Origin of the sequence: Actinoallomurus sp. NPDC052308, assembly GCF_040679195.1 — a bacterium.
Lineage (GTDB): Bacteria > Actinomycetota > Actinomycetes > Streptosporangiales > Streptosporangiaceae > Actinoallomurus > Actinoallomurus liliacearum.
In genome coordinates, this window is record NZ_JBFAUM010000023.1 from 1 (window position 1) to 18,283 (window position 18,283).

The 18,283-nt window shown below is 70.8% G+C and carries 20 protein-coding genes; 9 read left to right on the forward strand and 11 right to left on the reverse strand.

Going from position 1 to position 18,283, the window contains the following annotated elements:
- Nucleotides 1–73: 73 nt before the first annotated feature.
- The gene (locus AB0L00_RS35085) at nucleotides 74–445 is read right to left on the reverse strand and encodes a VOC family protein (RefSeq protein ID WP_364441562.1); all 372 of its coding nucleotides are present in this window, start codon (nucleotides 443–445) and stop codon (nucleotides 74–76) included.
- A 112-nt stretch (nucleotides 446–557) separates the two neighbouring features.
- Entirely contained in the window at nucleotides 558–1,178 is a 621-nt protein-coding gene (locus AB0L00_RS35090) for a YigZ family protein (RefSeq protein WP_364441563.1), read from the reverse strand.
- A 262-nt stretch (nucleotides 1,179–1,440) separates the two neighbouring features.
- Between AB0L00_RS35090 and AB0L00_RS35095 the strand changes: the two genes are divergently transcribed.
- Nucleotides 1,441–2,772: a GAF domain-containing SpoIIE family protein phosphatase gene (locus tag AB0L00_RS35095; protein ID WP_364441565.1), complete on the forward strand. Its 1,332-nt coding sequence runs from the start codon at nucleotides 1,441–1,443 to the stop codon at nucleotides 2,770–2,772.
- Nucleotides 2,773–2,785: 13 nt separating this feature from the next.
- On the opposite strand, the gene AB0L00_RS35100 is transcribed toward AB0L00_RS35095, so the two are convergent.
- From AB0L00_RS35100 to AB0L00_RS35110, 3 genes are all read right to left on the reverse strand, one after another.
- Nucleotides 2,786–3,772 (reverse strand): DMT family transporter, encoded by a 987-nt coding sequence (locus tag AB0L00_RS35100; protein WP_364441567.1) that lies wholly within the window; start codon nucleotides 3,770–3,772, stop codon nucleotides 2,786–2,788.
- Nucleotides 3,773–3,974: 202 nt separating this feature from the next.
- On the reverse strand, nucleotides 3,975–4,613 hold the full coding sequence (locus AB0L00_RS35105) for a CU044_5270 family protein (protein WP_364441569.1): 639 nt from the start codon (nucleotides 4,611–4,613) through the stop codon (nucleotides 3,975–3,977).
- Nucleotides 4,496–5,131: a sigma-70 family RNA polymerase sigma factor gene (locus tag AB0L00_RS35110; RefSeq protein WP_364441572.1), complete on the reverse strand. Its 636-nt coding sequence runs from the start codon at nucleotides 5,129–5,131 to the stop codon at nucleotides 4,496–4,498. Before AB0L00_RS35110 ends, AB0L00_RS35105 begins: the two co-directional genes overlap by 118 nt.
- A 201-nt stretch (nucleotides 5,132–5,332) precedes the next feature.
- On the opposite strand from AB0L00_RS35110, the gene AB0L00_RS35115 reads away from it, so the two are divergent.
- Nucleotides 5,333–5,773 (forward strand): nuclear transport factor 2 family protein, encoded by a 441-nt coding sequence (locus AB0L00_RS35115; protein ID WP_364441727.1) that lies wholly within the window; start codon nucleotides 5,333–5,335, stop codon nucleotides 5,771–5,773.
- Nucleotides 5,774–5,960: 187 nt separating this feature from the next.
- Here AB0L00_RS35115 and uppS read toward each other — a convergent pair whose 3' ends face one another.
- A complete protein-coding gene (gene uppS, locus AB0L00_RS35120) occupies nucleotides 5,961–6,737 on the reverse strand; it encodes a polyprenyl diphosphate synthase (RefSeq protein WP_364441729.1) in 777 nt (258 codons plus the stop codon).
- 121 nt (nucleotides 6,738–6,858) lie between these two features.
- On the opposite strand from uppS, the gene AB0L00_RS35125 reads away from it, so the two are divergent.
- The 5 genes from AB0L00_RS35125 (at nucleotide 6,859) to AB0L00_RS35145 (ending at nucleotide 12,192) form a co-directional block, all read left to right on the forward strand.
- Nucleotides 6,859–7,902 carry a methyltransferase domain-containing protein gene (locus AB0L00_RS35125; protein ID WP_364441573.1) on the forward strand — a complete coding sequence of 348 codons (1,044 nt, stop codon included), beginning with the start codon at nucleotides 6,859–6,861 and terminating at the stop codon, nucleotides 7,900–7,902.
- A 276-nt stretch (nucleotides 7,903–8,178) separates the two neighbouring features.
- Entirely contained in the window at nucleotides 8,179–8,916 is a 738-nt protein-coding gene (locus AB0L00_RS35130) for an alpha/beta hydrolase (protein ID WP_364441575.1), read from the forward strand.
- A 167-nt stretch (nucleotides 8,917–9,083) separates the two neighbouring features.
- Nucleotides 9,084–9,566, forward strand: a complete 483-nt coding sequence (locus AB0L00_RS35135) for a MarR family transcriptional regulator (RefSeq protein WP_364441576.1) — start codon at nucleotides 9,084–9,086, stop codon at nucleotides 9,564–9,566.
- Between the two features lie 11 nt (nucleotides 9,567–9,577).
- Nucleotides 9,578–10,876: an alpha-amylase family protein gene (locus AB0L00_RS35140; RefSeq protein WP_364441578.1), complete on the forward strand. Its 1,299-nt coding sequence runs from the start codon at nucleotides 9,578–9,580 to the stop codon at nucleotides 10,874–10,876.
- A 491-nt stretch (nucleotides 10,877–11,367) separates the two neighbouring features.
- Entirely contained in the window at nucleotides 11,368–12,192 is an 825-nt protein-coding gene (locus AB0L00_RS35145; protein WP_364441579.1) for a MerR family transcriptional regulator, read from the forward strand.
- 310 nt (nucleotides 12,193–12,502) lie between these two features.
- Here the strand turns inward: AB0L00_RS35145 and AB0L00_RS35150 are convergent, their stop codons facing one another.
- Complete coding sequence (locus AB0L00_RS35150) at nucleotides 12,503–13,216, reverse strand: aspartate/glutamate racemase family protein (RefSeq protein ID WP_364441581.1); 714 nt, start codon at nucleotides 13,214–13,216, stop codon at nucleotides 12,503–12,505.
- A gap of 77 nt (nucleotides 13,217–13,293) precedes the next feature.
- On the opposite strand from AB0L00_RS35150, the gene AB0L00_RS35155 reads away from it, so the two are divergent.
- Nucleotides 13,294–14,202 carry a LysR family transcriptional regulator gene (locus tag AB0L00_RS35155; RefSeq protein ID WP_364441582.1) on the forward strand — a complete coding sequence of 303 codons (909 nt, stop codon included), beginning with the start codon at nucleotides 13,294–13,296 and terminating at the stop codon, nucleotides 14,200–14,202.
- Between the two features lie 51 nt (nucleotides 14,203–14,253).
- Here the strand turns inward: AB0L00_RS35155 and AB0L00_RS35160 are convergent, their stop codons facing one another.
- Nucleotides 14,254–14,709 carry a carboxymuconolactone decarboxylase family protein gene (locus AB0L00_RS35160; protein WP_364441583.1) on the reverse strand — a complete coding sequence of 152 codons (456 nt, stop codon included), beginning with the start codon at nucleotides 14,707–14,709 and terminating at the stop codon, nucleotides 14,254–14,256.
- Between the two features lie 198 nt (nucleotides 14,710–14,907).
- Between AB0L00_RS35160 and AB0L00_RS35165 the strand changes: the two genes are divergently transcribed.
- On the forward strand, nucleotides 14,908–15,720 hold the full coding sequence (locus tag AB0L00_RS35165) for a sigma-70 family RNA polymerase sigma factor (protein ID WP_364441730.1): 813 nt from the start codon (nucleotides 14,908–14,910) through the stop codon (nucleotides 15,718–15,720).
- Between the two features lie 127 nt (nucleotides 15,721–15,847).
- Here the strand turns inward: AB0L00_RS35165 and AB0L00_RS35170 are convergent, their stop codons facing one another.
- From AB0L00_RS35170 to AB0L00_RS35180, 3 genes are read right to left on the reverse strand one after another with little or no spacing between them, the layout of a single operon-like run.
- Nucleotides 15,848–16,237 (reverse strand): PPOX class F420-dependent oxidoreductase, encoded by a 390-nt coding sequence (locus AB0L00_RS35170; protein WP_364441585.1) that lies wholly within the window; start codon nucleotides 16,235–16,237, stop codon nucleotides 15,848–15,850.
- A gap of 3 nt (nucleotides 16,238–16,240) precedes the next feature.
- The gene (locus tag AB0L00_RS35175; protein WP_364441586.1) at nucleotides 16,241–17,518 is read right to left on the reverse strand and encodes an erythromycin esterase family protein; all 1,278 of its coding nucleotides are present in this window, start codon (nucleotides 17,516–17,518) and stop codon (nucleotides 16,241–16,243) included.
- A 38-nt stretch (nucleotides 17,519–17,556) separates the two neighbouring features.
- The gene (locus AB0L00_RS35180) at nucleotides 17,557–18,207 is read right to left on the reverse strand and encodes a CatB-related O-acetyltransferase (RefSeq protein WP_364441587.1); all 651 of its coding nucleotides are present in this window, start codon (nucleotides 18,205–18,207) and stop codon (nucleotides 17,557–17,559) included.
- Nucleotides 18,208–18,283: the final 76 nt, after the last annotated feature.

The following is an 18,283-nucleotide window of genomic DNA, read 5'->3' on the forward strand; positions in this document are numbered from 1 at the left end:
GTCCGGCGCGCGATTCGCGCGCCGGACGGCCCGGGTCCGCGCGCGGCCTGCCGCGCATCGGAATGGTCGGTCGTCAGGAGGCCGGGCGTGGGCAGACGCAGAAGGGGTGGCCGGCCGGGTCCAGCAGCACCCGCCAGCGTTCGCCTCCCGGCTGGAAGTCCGGGCGGGAGGCGCCCAGCTTCACGCAGCGCGCCTCGGCCTCCTCCAGGTCGTCGGCGTACAGGTCGAGGTGGTAGCGCTTAGGAGCGTCCTCGTCGGGCCAGTTCGGCGGCCGGTAGCCCTCGACGCGCCCGAAACCGATGTTGGTCACGCCGTCGCCGATCATCGCGTAGTCGCCTTCGCGATGGGTGATCGGCATGCCGAGGACCTCGTGGTAGAACTCGGCGAGCGCGCCGGGGTCGGCGCAGTCAAAGTTGAACATGGCCAAAGAGGCGATCGCGGTCATGACGCCGCCCTTCCTTTCGTTGGTGACGGGTCGATCATTCCGGCGATACCTGACATCTCCTGGCAGGATCTTCGGCGGACCGTCATCGCCTCGAGCGGTTCCCGGTGAGGCGTCAGATCTCGACGTCGACGAGGGCGCGGGCGCCGCGCCGCACGGCGGCCTGCCCGCCGGTGGCGGCCGCGACCCAGGTGTCGAACGCCGTGAGCTCCTCTTCCGGCACCGCGACGTCGATCTCGGCGCTCGGGCCGTAGCGGGCGCCGACCGGCGGATAGGGGGTGGCGTGCAGGTCCCGCTGGAGCCGGCCGGCCCGGTCGTGGCCGACGGTGACGGTGACGGTCACGACGGGACGCCGCTCGACCACGCCCACCGCGTCGATCGTCTCGGCGACCGCCTGCCCGTAGGCGCGGACCAGGCCGCCCGCGCCGAGCTTGACGCCGCCGAAGTACCGGGTGACCACCGCGGCCACGCCGGTCAGGCCCCGGCGGCCCAGGACCTCCAGCATGGGCAGGCCGGCGGTCCCGGCCGGTTCTCCGTCGTCGCTGTTGCGGGTGATCTCCCCGTGCTCGCCCAGGACGTAGGCGGTGCAGTTGTGGGTCGCGTCCCGGTGGGCGCGGCGGCGCGCGGCGATGAACGCCTGCGCCTCCTCCTCGGTGAGGACGCGGGCCAAGGCGCAGATGAACCGGGACCGGCGGATCTCCAGCTCGTGGACACCGGAGTGCTTGATGGTGCGCATGTCGCCTCCCACCGTAGGGCGCGCCCGGTGCGACGGCCGCACCGCCACCCGCGGCCGTCACCGACAGTGACGGATGGTGCCGGGTCGTGCCGGGCCGCCCGGCGGGGCCGAACCGCAACCCCATCGTGTCCCGCACGGTGTCTGATGTGGTGATTCACATCGGGCATAGTGGAACGGCCGGCCCGGACGGCCGGTGCCGGGACATGTGGGATGATCACGCTTTGATCATGCCCACGGGCGGGCGGCACAGGGAGCGCGGCTGATGGAATCGTTCGAGGTCCCGGACGGGTCCCTGCCGCCGATCCCGGTCATGGACACCGGCGAACGCGGGCGGCTCGCGGCCGTCCGCCGCTACCAGATCCTCGGCTCTCCGCCGGACGCGGTGCTGGATCGCGTCGCCGCGCTGGCGGCCAGGGTCCTGGACGCGCCGATCGGGAGCGTGACGATCGTCGACGAGGACCGGGTGTGGTTCGTCGCGTCGTCCGGGCTGCCGGGCGTCGCGCAGGTGAGCCGTGAGCCGGGCCTGTGCGCCGAGGCGGTTCGCCGGCCCGGGCCGTACGCCGTCGCCGACACCGCGCAGGACCGGCACGCCGCAGGGCACCCGCTGGTGGCGGGCGAGCCCGGGGTGCGGTTCTACGCGGCCGCGCCCATCACGACCGCCGACGGGCACCGCCTCGGAACGGTGAACGTCATGGGCCCTCGGCCGCGCGAGGTCGCCTCGGAGAAGCTGACCGTGCTCGCCGACCTGGCGGCCCTGGCCATGGAGCACCTGGAGCTGCGGCTGTCGGCGCTGCGCGCCGCCGCCCTCGAACGCGCCGTGCACGAGACCGCCGAGCGGGAGAAGACCCAGCTGGCGGCCCTGGCCGACGCCCTGCAGCGATCGCTGCTGCCCCCGGGCCTGCCCGAGCTGCCGCACTGTGAGATCGCCGCGCACTACCAGCCGGCGATCGAGCCGATCGGCGGGGACTTCTACGACCTGTTCCCGCTCGACGAGCACGGCCGGCGGTGGGGCCTGTTCATCGGCGACGTCGTCGGCAAGGGCGCCCAGGCGGCCGGCCGTACCTCCCTGGTCCGCTACACGCTGCGGACCGAGGCGATCACCCGCCCCAATCCTGCGCGGATGCTGACGGGCCTGGACGCGGCGATCAAACTGGACCAGGCCGTGTACGGGCCCGGCGGCGCGGAGATGTGGTTCTGCACCGCCGCGGCGGCGATCGTGCGTCCCGGCCCCGACGGGGCGATCATCACGCTCGCCGCGGGCGGGCATCCCCCGCTGATCCTGCTGCGCGCCGACGGTCGGCTGGAGAGCCGGGAACTGCGCGGGCCCATCATCGGCTGCCTCGAGGGTGCGGTGTTCGACAACGTCCACGTGGAACTGGCCGCCGGTGACACGCTGCTGCTGCACACCGACGGGCTGATCGACGCCCACCGCGGCGGCACCCGGTTCGGTGAGGACGGGCTGCACGCGTTCCTGGCCGACTGCGGCGGGCTCGCCGCGCCGGCCCTGATGGACCGTTTGCGGGGCCTGGTCGACACGTTCGACGATCCCGCCGACGACGACATCGCCATGGTCGCCCTCAGCATCCCCGCCTGACCGACCGGGACGCTCACCGTCCCGAGTCCGGAACGGGGCGGGAACCGGTTCGGGCGGCGGCGTCGTCCTCCGGTCGGCTCGGCGGCGGGACGGCCGTCTCGGGCCGGTCGGCGGCGGTCAGCAGCAGCACGGCGACCAGGATCAGGGCGGCGCCGAGGTACTGCGGGGCCAGCAGCCGTACGCCGAGGAACAGGGCCCCGGCCAGGCCGGCGACGGCCGGTTCGATCGTGCTGACGATGGCCGATTCGGTGGCCGTGACGCGGCGCAGCCCGGCGACGGACAGGCTGAAGGCGAGCGCCGTGGACACCACGACCACGATCCCGGTCAGCGCGGTCACGGTGACCGCGTCTCCGACCGGATGGACCTGCCAGGGCGGATTCCACACGAGCATGGGCACGCTCGCGAAGCTCAGCGCCCACGCCGTGGTCGCTCCGGAGCCGATGACCCGGACCATGCGCGCCGAGGCCAGCATGTAGTACGCGAAGGCGACGGCGGACGCCAGGCCGAACACGACGCCGAGGGGACTGACCCGCAGGGCGGCGAGGCCGCCGCGCTGACCCAGTACGAGCAGGGCCACGCCCACCACCGCAGCCGCCAGCGCCGCCAGCCGCCGGGGCGTCGGACGGATCTCACCGCGCAGCATCTGCCACCCGGCCGTGATGGCGATGGCGTTGTACTGCAGGAATGTGGCCGTCGCGACGTCGGAGTGCGCGATGGCCGCGAACCACGTGTACTGGGTCGCGGCCATTCCCACGATGCCCAGGACGAGAAGCCGCACGGTCTGGCGGCCCGGCCAGGCCGGGCGGAAGACCGCCAGCAGCAGCAGCCCGGCTCCCGTCATGCGCACGGCGACCAGCCAGCGCGGGTCGATGCCGTGCCGCTGGAACAGCTCCTGGGCCGCGACACCGCCCACCCCCCACAGGACGGCGGCCGTGGCGGCGAGGATCAGGCCGACCGTATGCTCCATCGCGCCACGCCGTCGCGCGGTGTCCTCCAGCAAGCGACCTCCTGGTCTGAGGGCGCGCTCGCCGGATCACGCCCGATACGTGTCCGTTTCGGCGGACTCGCGGCCATGATGCCAGAGGCGGATCCAGGGCCTCGGAGCCGATGTGGCGGGCGACCGATGGTGGCCGCGCGTCGGCGACGGTCGTCGGAGCCCGCTCACCGATGTGAGCGGGCTCTGGAAGCGGCCGCTTTGTCGGTCAGCGTTGGCCTGGGCGGGCCACCAGGATGGCGCTGCTCCGGGTGAGCGAAAGGGAGCCGAGCATGCCGATCATCCGGTAGGTCGCCGGGTCGAGGAGGATCACGGACGCGTTGTGGTTGGGCAACGGCGGGGCGTAAATGCCGATGGCCGTCCGGCCGGGGGCGTACTCGACGGACGTTCGGACCGTGACTCCCGGAATCCTCGCCAGCGCCCGGTACATCGCCGCCTGCACGCGCGGTGGTGGGCTGACCGGTGAGTTCCACAGCAGTTGCTTGATGTTCTCGAAGGCCCGACGGTCCCCGATCACACCCTCCCCCCGCCATTCGCTGCCGACTTTGCGGTACAGAGTGGTGAGCATCGCCTGCGGGTCCGTGGGAAGTGCGGCCAGGATCCGGTAGGCGCCCACCGGCGAGCCATCGGTGATGGGCCTGTCCGCCCACTCTCGGCTGACCACGAGCTTGCCGTTCGACATTGTGGCGTCCTGTTTACCGTCGAAACGCGTCCAGATCTCGAACCTTTTCACGCCGGTTCCGCCGTGGTAGTGATACTCGAGCCCCGTCCAGTACAGCCACTGTTCCGGTCTCGGCACCGGGGCGGCGGGCCGTGTTTCGGTGATGCGCGCCGCCTTGTCGAGCACCTCCGCTGCGAGGCGGATCGAGGACGGTCGCGGTGCAACCGGATGCTCACGGCGTTACGAGAACAGCCGAGGACCTTGGCGATCTCGGCGTTGCCCAGCCCCTCCCAGGCGACCAGGGCAAGCAGCTCACGGTCGGCGTCCGGCAACTTCGCGAACGCCTGGGCCACAGGCGTGTCCTCAAGCCGTGCCGGCGCGACGGCGGGCGCGGAGGCCAATTCGTCACGCAACATCGCCGTCTTGATCGAATGCCGTCGCTCACCGCGCAGGTGATTGGCCATCACCCTGCGCGCCACCCCGTACAGCCAGAGGCGGGCCTCATCACCGGGCGGCATCTCATCCGCACGGCGCCAAGCGACGGTGAAGGTCTCGGCCACCACGTCGGCGGCGTCGTCGGGAGACTGACAGCGCCGCAGGGCATAGCCCAGCAGCGGTTGGTAGTTCTTCGCGTAGACGACCGCGAACTCGTGCTCGTCCAACAGATGCAGCTTCCTCGGAACGGTGTCGATGGACAGCACCACATGTCCGCACCAACCCCGAATCTTTCACCCCACCAAGGCTGCAGGCACCCCGAGGAGGCCGGCCGGTGCGGCTCGGTGGAACCAGGCTGTCGCCCGGGGAACCGAGTCGTACGGCGGCCGCGGGCCTGACATTCCATGGTGCTGTGCCGTCGTACTGGTGGAAGACCGAGATTCCGCACCGAATGGAAGGGACGGGTGGCGATGCCCGCGCAGCGCGAGGTAGACGAAGCCGAGATCAGGCAGCAGATCGGCAAGATGGTCGAAGGAATCCGGGCCAAGGACCTCGAGGGCCTGAGGCGGTTTTACGCGACGGACGTCGTGTCCTTCGACGTCGAGCCGCCGCTGCAGCATGTGGGGATAGCCGCGAAACTGAAGAACTGGACGAACGCGTTCACGTTCTTCCAGGAAGTGGATTATGAGGTTCGCGACCTGACGCTCACCGTGGGCGATGACCTGGCGTTCGGCCACCTCTTCGGCCGGCTCAGCGGCACGCTGAAGAACGGGACGGCGACGAACGGCATGTGGGTCCGGGGCACTTTCTGCTTCCGGAAGATCGACGGGAATTGGTTGATCGTGCACGACCAGGCCTCCGTGCCGTTCGATATCTCGAGCGGCAAGGGAGTGACGGACCTCGAGCCCTGAGGAGTCGCGGAGGTCCGTGACGTCGCCCGCCGCGCCCCCGGCCTGGTTTCGCAGGGCCGAGGCGCGGCGGCGCCCCGGTCCGTGGAGCCCCGCACCCCGGCCGCCATCGATCACGGCCCTGGACTCCCGAAACCGCCGTAAGGCGACACGTGTGCGTCCGGTGTGCGAGCCACGCGGGTCCGGGGCGTCAGGCGCCATAGCGGCGCTGCCGGGCGGCATACGCGCGTACGGCACGCAGGAAGTCGACCTCACGGAATGCCGGCCAATACGCCTCGCAGAAGTACAGCTCCGAGTAAGCGCTCTGCCACAGCAGGAAGTTCGACATGCGCTGCTCTCCGCTGGTGCGGATGACCAGATCGGGGTCCGGCCGGCCGGCGGTGTACAGGTGGCGGGCGATGTCGTCCGCGGTCAGGTCTGCGGCGACGTCCCGCATCGATCTGCCGGTCTCCGCCTGCTCGTACAGCAGATCCCGCATGGCGTCCACGAGCTCCTGGCGGCCGCCGTATCCGACGGCGAGGGTCACATGCGCCCCGGTGGTGCACTCTCGCGTGGCCTCGACCGCCTCTTTGAGGGCGCGGGCAGTGGTGTCGGGCAGCGTGTCGAGCGCTCCGGCGATATGTACCTGCCAGCGCGGCAGCGGCCTGGTGAGGTGCGGGGTCAGGACGTCCTCGATCACCTGCATCAGGAAGGCGACCTCGGCGTCACCGCGTCGTTGGAGATTCTCCGCGGAGCAGACGAACACCGTGACATGCCTGATCTGGAGTGCCTCGCACCAGGACAGCACGTTCTCCACGTGTTCGGCGCCGTACTTGTGACCGAGGCTGGGGTTCCCGATGCCTCGCCGGCGTGCCCAGCGGCGGTTGCCATCCATGATCAGCCCGATGTGCCCTGGCGCCTCTCCGTCCTGGAGCTGCCGGCGAAGTCGGCGGGTGTACAGGGCGTAGAGGGGGTCGGTGACGCGCAACATCGAAGCCTTTCGAGTCGGGGTCGGCGGCCGCCGGCCGGCCGCAGCGTGCATACTACGAAGTAATAGCACGCGTCGCGTGTCATTGGGGGAACCCGCCGCCCACTGTCCGGGAGTGCCAGTGCGTACCAACGACGCCCAGATGCTCGTCCTGTCCGCGTTGGCGGACGGCCCGTTGCACGGCTATGCCGTCAACACCGCGATCGAGCGGATGACCGGCGAGAGGCTCGGCCGTGGCAGTCTGTCCAGCGCGCTCGCACGGCTGCGCGGCAAGGGATTGATCGAGTATCTGGAGGGAGAGGGCAGGAGGCGCCCGATGCGCCTGACCTCTGCCGGCCGCGAGGTGCTCGAAGGCGAGATCGAATCCCTCGCTCATGTCGCGGGGCGCATCTTCGAGACCGTGGTCCCCGACAAGGTGGCCTACCAGGATCGACTCGCCGCCACCGATGTCGCGCACTCCTACAAGCAGGCCGTGCTCGACGCACTGGCCGTCCGACCGGGCCACCTCGTCCTGGACCTGGGCTGCGGCCCGGGCACCGACCTCGGTGCGCTGGCGCGCGCGGCGGCACCCGCGGGGATGGTTCTCGGGGTCGACTCCGACCCTCAGATGACCCGTCAGGCGTTGACTCGAATCGCCGGCCTGCCACACGCTGATGTGCTGATGGCCGACGTGCACGCGCTGCCGCTTCCCCCATGCTCCGCGGATCGGGTGCGCACCGACCGCGTGCTTCAGCACGTCGCCGACGTTCCCGGAGTTCTGGCGGAGACGCGGCGGGTCCTGCGCCCCGGCGGCCGACTCGTCATGGCCGAACCGGACTGGGACTCGCTCGCCGTCGACCACCCGGACCTGGACGTCGCCCGGGCGTACACCCGCCACATCACCGACCGGATCGTGCGCAATGCCATCGTCGGGCGGCAGCTTCCTCGGCTGGCCGAGGAAGCAGGATTCGCCGTCACGTCGGTCGTCCCGGTCACCTCGGTCTTCCGCGAGGTCCAGGCCGCCGACCAGGTCCTCGGTCTCCAACGCAACACCGAGCGCGCCGTGGCCGCCGGCTATCTCACCCGTCGGCAGGCCGACGGGTGGCTGGACCACCTCGCACGGAGTCCATTCTTCGCCGCGGTGACGCTCTACATCGTTACGGCGGAGGCCCCCGCACCGACCTGACCCGCCCCCAAGTAGCCCTGCGTGGTGCTCCGAAGCCCTTGACCACACGGCCTTGGCCGTCAGGCGAGTGGCTCCGTGGCGTCCGGCCACGGAGCCTCCGCGAAAACCCGTTGGCGGACCACGGCGACCACTGCTACTTTGCCGGAGGCCGTGCCGGAGAACGAGGAGGTGGTACCCGTGAACGCAGTATCGACATGGGTGCTCCCCTCCGGGGTCACGGTCGGGCGATAGGTCGTCCGGGAGCGCCGTTCACGAGCACTCCCGAAAGGCACGACCATGCGATTCACCTCCGAGCAGCGCCTCGACGACGGCGCCCTCGAACGCGAATTCACCCTCGGCGAGATCCCCGGCATCCTCTGGACACCCGCCTCCGCCTCCGCGTCCGCGCCGGCGCCCCTGATCCTGCTCGGCCACCCCGGCGGACTGCACAAGATGTACCCCCGGCTGGTGGGCCGGGCTCGGCACTCGGCGGAGGCCGGCTTCGCCGCGGCCGCCATCGAGCTCCCCGGGAGCGGTGACCGGCCCCGCTCGGCAGCCGCCGAGCAGGCCCGCGCCGACCTGCGCCGGGCGCTGCAGGCCGGCGAGCCGGTCGACGACGAGATCGTCGACCGGCTCGTCCCGCCGCTGGTCGAAAAGGCGGTCCCGGAATGGCAGGCCGTCCTGGACGCCCTCCTTTCGCTGCCCGAGATCGGCGGCCCGGTCGGGTACTCGGGGGGAGTCATCGCCATCGGCGTCCGGCTGGCGGTGGTCGAGCCGCGCATCTCGGCCGCCATTCTGTTCGCCGGGAGCTTCGTGCCCCGCACCACGTTCGAGGAGGCCCGGCAGGTCACCATTCCGCTGCACGTCCTGCTGCAGTGGGACGACGAAGGAAACGACCGGCAGGCGGCCCTGGACCTGTTCGACGCCTTCGGTTCCAAGGAGAAGACGCTGCACGCCAATATGGGCGGGCACGCCGGCGTCCCTCAGTTCGAGGGGGACGCCTCGGCCCGGTTCCTCACCCGGCATCTGAGGTAGCCACCGACCACCCCCGCCGTCAGGCCGGCAGCAGACGGCAGGCACTGCCGGCCTGACGGCGGCGGCGGACCAGCATCAGATCTTACGAGATGCGTACGAGATCAAAGGATCCGGACGGCATCGCAGCTGGTCACTCGTACAGGAATCATAAGTGATAGCGTAGTAATGTGAGCAAGGTGGACGAGGACACCGAACTCCTGGAGGGCGCCGCGCAGGTGCGCCAGGGCGTCACCCGGCTCGGGCGGCGGCTGCGCGCGGCGCGTGCGCCCGGCGCGCTCAGCGCCAACAAGCTCGGCGTCCTGAGCCATCTGCGTCAGTACGGCCCGGCCACCGCCGGGGAGCTCGCCGCCGCCGAGTACCAGCGGCCGCAGTCCCTCACCCGGGTCTTCGCCGAGCTGGAGCGGGCCGGTCTGATCACCCGGATCCGCGACGACCGCGATCGCCGGCAGTCGGTGCTGGCCATCACCCCGGCGGGGATCGCCGCGCTGGCCCGTGACATGGCCGAGCGCGACGCGTGGCTGGCCTCGGCGATGGCCGGGTTGTCGGACACCGAACGCCAGGTCCTGCGGCTCGCCGGGACGCTGATGGACCGGCTCGCCGGCGACCTCCCCCACTCCGGCCGCCAGGGCGGCCGGCCCACCGAGCACTGACGGGATCTCGCATGCACTGGTCCGAACACGCCGTCTGGTGGCACGTGTACCCGCTCGGGTTCACCGGCGCCGAACGCCAGGCCCTGCCGCCGTCCGCGCCGCCGGTGCCCCGGCTGTCCCGCCTGGCGAACTGGCTGGACTACCTGATCGCCCTGGGCTGCAACGGGCTGGCGCTCGGGCCGGTGTTCGCCTCCCAGACCCACGGCTACGACACCGTCGACCACTTCCGCGTCGATCCGCGGCTGGGCACCGAGGAGGACCTGCTCCGACTCATCGAGCAGGCGTCCGAACGCGGGGTGCGGGTGCTGCTGGACGGGGTGTTCAACCACGTCGGCCGGGGTTTCCCCGCCTTCGCCGACGCCGCCGTGCACGGGCCGCGCTCACGGTACGCCTCCTGGTTCCGTCCTGCGCCCGACGGCGACTACGCGACCTTCGAGGGCCACCACCGGCTCGTCGCGCTCAACCACGACGAACCCGAGGTCGCCGACTACGTCAGCCGCGTGATGACGCACTGGCTCGAGCGCGGCGTGTCCGGCTGGCGGCTGGACGCCGCCTACGCCGTGCCGGCGCCGTTCTGGCGCACCGTCACCGACCGGGTCCGGGCGCGGTTCCCCGACGCCTGGCTGATGGGCGAGGTCATCCACGGCGACTACGCCTCCTACGTCACCGAGGGCGGGCTGGACTCGGTCACGCAGTACGAGCTGTGGAAGGCGGTCTGGAGCTCGCTCAACGACCGCAACCTCTTCGAGCTGGCCTGGGCCCTGAAACGGCACAACGCCCTGCTGGAGACCTTCGCGCCCCACACCTTCGTCGGCAACCACGACGTCACCCGGATCGCCAGCCGGCTGAGCGAGCCGCGTCACCTGGAGCACGCCCTGGTGATCCTGTGCACGGTCGGCGGGATCCCCGCGATCTACTCCGGGGACGAGCTGGCGTTCCGGGGGGTCAAGGAGGACCGCGAGGGCGGCGACGACGCGATCCGGCCCGCCTTCCCCGACGACCCTGCGGGCCTGGCCGGGCACGGCCGCCCCCACTACCGGCTCCACCAGGACCTCATCGGGTTCCGGCGGCGGCACCCGTGGCTGGTCCGCGCCCGTACCGAGGTGGCGACGCTGACGAACACCGCGATCGTCTACACCGCCGGTCACGACGGCGAGGCCGTGGCGGTCGCCCTCAACGCCGCCGACCGGCCCGCCGAGCTCCCCCTTCCGCCCGGCGGCTGGGCGCACGCCGCGGGCGGCGGGCGGATCCACGAAGGACGGGTGAGCCTGCCCCCGGCGGGCTGGGCGATCGCCACCGCAGGCGGCTGACCGCCCTGGGCCGTGGTCATATCCGGCCGAGAATTCCCGCTAAGGGACGCGGGCCACCGGAAGCACCGTGCCGATGAGCGCGAGCACATGATCACCGCGGTGGAGCGCTGCCGGACCTCGGTCAGGTGCCGGGCGTAGGCGAACTCCGACGCGACCAGTTCGTCCCGCGTCATGAAGGTGGCGCCCGTGCCGGCGACCGCCTTGCGGATGGCCGCGGTGGCCGCGACCCGGTCGATGCCCGGGTCCAGGGTGATGTACGCGCGGCGGGCGAGGCCGTCCCGCGCGTACTGGGCGGTCGCGGCGAACTGCGGCGGCAGGTAGGCCACGTCTTCGCCGCGCAGCGCCTCGTACACGGCGGCGACCTTCAGGCGGGCGGTGCTGCCGTCGGCCATCAGCACGGTCTGTGTGGAGCCGACGTTGAGGTGCCACAGGTCACGGCCAAGCCGCTCCTTGACCCTGCCACAGTGTGAGGGCCGACACTCGAGAGCGTCATGTTCACCATCGGAGACTTCGCCAGGCACGGACGTGTTTCGATCCGCATGCTCAGGCACTACGACGCCATAGGTCTCCTGCGCCCCGCGCACGTGGACCAGTCCAGCGGCTACCGCTTCTACAAGGCGGCACAGCTGTCCCGCCTCAACCGGATCGTTGCGCCGAAGGACCTCGGCTTCACGCTGCAGGAGGTGCACACGATCCTCGACCAGGACGTCAGCACCGAGGAGTTGCGCGGGATGCTGCGGCTGCGACGCGCCGAACTGGAAGCAGCCCTCGCGGAGGCGGCATCCAGCCTGGTCCAGGTCGAAGCGAGGCTCCGATCGATCGAGAACGAGAGTTCCATGCCGCAGGAAGACGTCGTCATCAGGCAACTGCCCGCCATCCGCCTGGCCGAGCTGAGCGGAACGGCTGCAAGCTTCAGCCCCGACGACACCAGCCCGCTCATCGGCGGGCTGTTCGACGAGCCGTGCCGACGGCTCGACTCTGCCGGAATCGCTCCGACCGGCCCCCGCACCATCTACTTCCAGACCCCTGACGAAGGCGACTACGGGATCGTCGTGCACGCCGGCCTCCCCGTTCCCCCAGGAGTCACCGAGGGCCCGGACTTCCAGACCGCCTCGCTGCCCCCCGTCGAGCGCGCCGCCACGATCGTGCACCGCGGCATGACCCATGGCTTCTTGAGCACCAGCCAGCAACTGGTCCGCTGGATCGACCCGCACGGCTACCGATTCGACGGGCACGCGCGGGAGGTCACACTCAACTCCTCGAAGAATCCGGACGAGTGGGTCGCCGAGCTGCAGGCGCCGGTCGTCACGACCTGACCCCGGCTACCACCACGCGACCTGGCCGACATCGCCGACGCCCACCGCTCCATGGAAGCGAACGGCCAACGACGCGGGTCACGACGCCCTGGACGACTTGTTCGCCCGCTTGCGAAGCCAGGCACCGCCCGATTTCCGCTTCGACTTGGCGGCCCCGACGCGTTGATCCGGTCGCGCACCCGCATCGCCCGCCGGGGGTTAGCCTCACGGTCCAGGCCCTCGGTGGTCAGGTAGCACAAGAACGGCCTGGGATCGGTGCCGGGCATCGCCGGAACCGGCTCGGCGAGCGCCCGGGCGGCCGATCACCGGGTCACGGTGAACAGCGTGACCGATCGCCCAAGGCCAGATCCACGGCGTGTTCGACATGGATCCGGGTGGAGTCGAATATCGGGATCGGGCTGTCATCGGCGCCGATGAGCAGGGTGATCTCGGTGCAGCCGAGGATGACGGCCTCGGCGCCCTGCCCCGCGAGGCCGGCGATGATCCGGCGGTAGGCGTCGCGTGAGGAGTCCTTGACGCGGCCCTGGGTGAGCTCCTGGTAGATGACGTCGTGCACCAGCGTGCGGTCGGATTCGCCGGGGACGATGACCCGTACGCCGTGCTCGCGCATCCGGGACCGGTAGAAGTCCATCTCCATGGTGAAACGCGTGCCGAGCAGTCCGACGGTCGTGTGGCCGGCTTCGGTGATCCGCGCCGCGGTCGCGTCGACGATATGGACGAACGGCACAGTGATCTCTGCCTCGATGGCCTCGGCGACACGGTGCATGGTGTTGGTGCACAGCAGGATCATCCGCGCGCCGCCCTGCTCGAGAGTCCGGGCCGCCTGGGCCAATCGCCGACCGGCGTTCTCCCAGTCGCCGGCGCGCTGCATGGCCTTGATCTCGGCGAAGTCCAGGGTCAGCAGCAGGCTCGGCGCGCAGTGGTGGCCGCCCCGTCGGCGGCGGACCTCCTCATTGAGGAGCCGGTAGTACTCGGCGGAGGATTCCCAGCTCATGCCGCCGATCAAGCCGATTGTTCGCGTCATCGGGCCATCGTGGCGCGACGCGGTGGATCATAGGAAGACCTGGCTTTCTTGGGCAAGACCCAAGCAATACTTTGAGCATGGACGTCCAGCGCCTGCTCATCCTCCGTCAGATCGGGCGCGCGGGGTCGATCGCGGGTGCCGCCCGCGCACTCGGGTGGACCCAGCCGGCGGTCAGCCAGCACCTTCGTCAACTGGAGCGCCAGGCCGGCACGGCGCTCGTGGTCCGCCGCCCGCGCGGAGTCCAGCTGACCGAGGCGGGAGAAGTGCTGCTGCGCCACGCCGACGCCATCGCCGCACGGCTGCAGGCCGCCGCCGACGACCTGGATGCCCTGACCCACCTGCGCCGCGGCTCCGTCCGGCTGGCCGCCTTCCCCTCGGCCAGCGCCACCGTCGTCCCGGCCGCCATGAGCCTGCTTAGCCGGCGGCACCCCGGCATCGACGTACGGCTCCGCGAGGCCGAACCCCCCGAGGCCCTCGACCTGATCAACGCCGGGGAGGTCGATCTGGCCGTGACCTTCACCCATGGCGGAGAGGTACCGCTCGATCCTCCCGGGCTCGTCGGGACGGTGCTGGGTGAGGACGCCGTACGGCTGGTCCTGCCGCGATCCCATCCGCACGCCCTGTCACCGGACCGGCCGGTGAACCTGCGGCTGCTCGCCGGGGAGCAGTGGATCGCGGGCTGTACGCGCTGCACCGCGAACCTGCGGCAGACCTGCCAGGAGGCCGGCTTCGTCCCGGACATCCGGCATGGGACCGACGACTACGTGGTCACCCAGGCGTTGATCGCTCGCGGGCTGGGCATCGGCCTGCTCCCGCAACTCGCGCTCGACGCCTTCCAGGATCCCGGTGTCACCGTGCGCGCGGCGACACGGCTCCGGCCCCGCACCCTGCATCTGATCCGTCACCGCGAGGCCGAGCAGATCCCCGCGATTCGCAGCGCCGTACGCGCCATCCAGGACGTCCAGGCTTCAGCTGAGCCCCGCTGATCACGAGCGGGGCGGCGATCGGGTTCCGATCGCCGCGCATGGCCGGAACGGTCAGTCCCACGTGGTCCCGGCGGGCACCCGGAAGGTCGTGTTGATGCGGTTGAAGAAGTTGGTGATCGCCACCATGAGCACCAGGGCACCGAGCTGCCGCTGGTCGTAATGCCGCACGGCCTCGGCCCAGATCTCGTCGGTGACCGCGCCGGGCCGGTCGGAGAGCCTGGTCGCGGCCTCGGCGAGGGCGAGCGCGGCCCGCTCGGCGTCGTCGAAGAGCGGGTTCTCGTACCAGGCGGCGAGGGTGAACAGCTTCTCGGGGCCGACACCGGCCTTGGCCGCGCTCGTTGCGCCGGCGTCGACACAGGCGCTGCAGCCGTTGATCTGGCTCGCGCGCAGATGCACCAGCTCGAGCGTCTGACGCGGTACGCCGCCGGCGTACACCTCCTTGAAAAGGTGCTGGATGGCCGGTGTGATATCGGGTTGATTCGCCGCGTTCTGGATGCGTGCTGCCATCTCTCCTCCAGGGAGCCTTTGGATCGGTGAACGGCACTACGACGTCCGGTCGCGGCGGAAGGTAACGCCGGTCCGGGAGTTACCTCACCGGCGCGCGATGCGTCCTGGTAGTGACACCGCCGTACGCCAAGGAGAACCGTGACCGTAGAGGAAGAGTTCGCCGCGGAGTTCGAGACACAGCGCTCGTAGCTTCACGCGATCGCGTTCCGCATGCTCGGCTCGCACGCCGACGCGGATGACGCCGTCCAGGAGGCGTGGCTGCGGCTCGCGCGGTCCGGTCGCGGCGGCATCGAGGACCTGCGTGGCTGGCTCACCACGGTGACGAGCCGGATCTGCCTGGACGCGCTTCGCAGGCGCGGGGCGCGGGGCGAGCAGCCCCTCGAACTTCACGTCGGCGCACTCCCGCGGGAGGCGATCGGCGACTCTCGAATCGATCCCGAGGAGGAGGCCGTGCTGGCCGAGTCCGTCGGCCTCGCGCTGTACGTCGTCATGGACGCCCTCACCCCGGCGGAACGGGTGTCATTCGTACTCCATGACATCTTCGAGGTCCCGTTCGACGCGATCGCCGCCGTCCTTGGCCGCAGCACCGCGGCCGCCAAGATGCTCGCCAGCCGGGCCCGGGGACGGCTGCGGTCGGGCGTACCTACGGCCGACGCCAACGCCGCGGCCCGGGACGTCGTCGACGCGTTCCTCGCGGCGGCGGGCCGGGGCGACGTCGCAGCGTTGCTGAGCGTGCTCGCGCCCGGGGTCGAGATGCGGGCCCAGGGTCCCGAGGGGACCGTCGTCGTCCGCGGCGCGGACGAGGTCGCCGCCCAGGCGGCGCGGTTCGCGCGTCCGGACGCGCTGGGGCATCCAGTGCTCGTGGACGGCGTCCCGGGCGTTCTCATCACCGTTCGCGGACGGCCGGTCACCGTCATGGCCTTCACGGTCGCGGACGGTGCCGTCACCGCGATCCGCGCACTGACCGACCCGGCCCGGCTGGGCCAGGTCGTTCCGTCGTGGGTCGCGTGACCGTGAGGATTCCCGGATGGAGATCGTCACCCAGGTGCCCGAGGCGTACGGCCCGGCCCGGAGGCGGTGCGCGCGCCGCCTCCGGGCCGGGCCGCCCCGGAGAGGGCGGGAGCCCCGGTGCGGTGCTTCACACCGTGCGGCTCGCCCGCGGCCCGTCGAGATTCCACGAGACGATCTTGGTGGGGGTGATCCTGATCATCTCTCGGGACATGCCGGGCACGGGTGGCTCCTGGTCGGTCAGCGCCACCGCGTTGCCCCGGATCTCGATGCCCCGGGGCGCCCAGGGGTCGATCGTCGCCAGGTCATCCACGACGAACGCGACCGTGCTGCCCTGCTGGACGTTCCGGAACTTCTTCGACCTGCCCATCGCTCCCCCGCCGATGAAGATCGTTCCGGTACCGGCATCGAGGTGGAAATTGGTCGGGTTGTTCTGCACCTGCCCATCGGGCGAGACGGTGGCCAGCCGCCCGATGGGCTGTGTGGCCAGGTAGTCGAGTTCGGCCTGGGTGAAGATCATGTGTCAGTCCTTCCGGACGTCGTCGATCACGGTGGAGGTCGAGGTGTTGAGGATGCCGTCGAACGCATCGATGACGGGGGTGTGCAGGTAGGCGCTCTGGATCCGGACGCGGTCGGGGCCGGGGGTCTCCGGGTGTGCCCGGCGAAGATCGGCGATGCTGAGCCCGAGGCCGGCGTCGGCGAAGGCGGCTTCGATGCTTCCCTGCTCGGGCGGCTCCAGCGCGGTGTCGTCGATGGCGAAACCGAAGCGCGCCTTCTCGTCGGGGCGCATGTCGGCCGTGTGCCCGTTGACGCTCGTCAGGGCGAGGGCGAAGTACTCATCGCCGAGAACGCCGTGCAGGTGCTGTCCCATCGGCAGCCCCGTGAGGTGACCGTTGAACGAGACCGACGTTTTCTGGATGTGGGCGTTGTGGGCCGCCAGCACGATGCGGGTCCCGGGTTCGGCACGCTCCAGGTGCCACTGGACCGACCCGGCCATGTAGACGTCCCGGGCCGAGGTGTCGGCGGTCAGGCCGCTTCCGGCGAAGAGGTCGGCCATGGCGCGGAAGCCGTAGTCCGCGTGGCAGGCGGCTTCGAGGCGACGCAGGGCGATGTCGTAGCCGCGCCGGTCACCGCGGGAGACGTACAGCGGTTCGACGGCGCGGAACCGGATGAGCAGGCGCATCAGGATCGCGCTGAGGGCGTCCTGTTCGGCGGTGGCCAGGCGGGTCCAGGCCGGTGCGGCCGAGGCCGCGGAGGCTCCGGCGAACGATCCGGCGATCCGCATCGCCGTCTGGACCGCCGGCAGGGTTTCGGGATCGACCTGGCGCAGATAGTCGGCGACCGGGGCCAGGGCGGGAAGCAACGATCCACCGGCCGCCGGGATGTCGATCCCGGCGAAACGCACCGGCCTCGAGGCCGTGGCGTTGTGCCGGCGCATCCAGCGCAGCGGCTCGTCGACTCCCACGGGGATCGTCCCGGCGAGATGGGCCGACAGATCATCGTCGGTCCCCTCACCCTGGGCCCAGGCGTCGAGGGGGAAGCCTTCGCTGAAGCCGTATTCGAAGGCCAGGACGGTGAAACCACAGCGTTCGACCAGGAACCGCAGGATGCGCCGGCGCATGAGTGAGAACTCGGTGATGAAGTGGGAGTTCTCCCCGATCGCGACCACGCGCGCGTCGCCGACGATGTCGCGCAGCGGTTCCAGGTCGTCGAGCGGCGCCTCAGGGTCGAGGTGGGTGAGCGGGACGGCATGGCCGCGAAGCCAGCCTGCGAAGGGGTCGTGGTCGGACGGAACAGGCATGCTGACAGCTCGATTCTCAGTGCTGCAATGCGGGTGGATCACCGGTGCGGGAGCGCGGGCGCGGCGTTCTCCAGGTCGTCGATGCTCCCGGACATGATCGTGCGGAGGTGCTCGGTGATGTGCTGGAGCGGCCAGTCCCACCAGGCCAGGGCCAGGAGACGGTCGATCTCCGCGTCGCTGTGGCGGCGGCGGATGAGCCTGGCGGGGTTGCCGCCGACGATGCCGTAGTCGGGGACGTCGTCGACGACGACGGATCCGGAGGCGATGATCGCGCCGTGGCCGATGCGGACGCCGGGCATCACCATGGACCCGTACCCGAGCCAGACATCGTTGCCGACGACGGTGTCGCCCCGCCCGGGCAGGCCGGTGATGAGGTCGAAGTGCTCGGCCCAGGAACCGCCCATGATCGGGAAGGGGAACGTCGAGGGGCCGTCCATACGGTGGTTGGCGCCGTTCATGATGAACCGCACGCCCTCGGCCAGCGCGCAGAACTTCCCGATGATCAGCTTTTCCGGCCCGTAGTGGTACAGCACGTTACGAGCCTGGAAGGCGGTCGGATCGTCCGGATCGTCGTAGTAAGAGAACTCTCCGACCTCGATCAGCGGCGAGGTGATCAGCGGCTTCAGCAGCACCACCCGCTGCTGCTCGGGCATCGGATGCACCACCGTCGGGTCGGGCGCGGTCGGCATCGGCAGTCGTTTCCTTCCTGCAGGGGGTGTTCGCGGGCTTGGGGCGTCAGGCGCTGTGGCGGACGCCGAGCCGTAT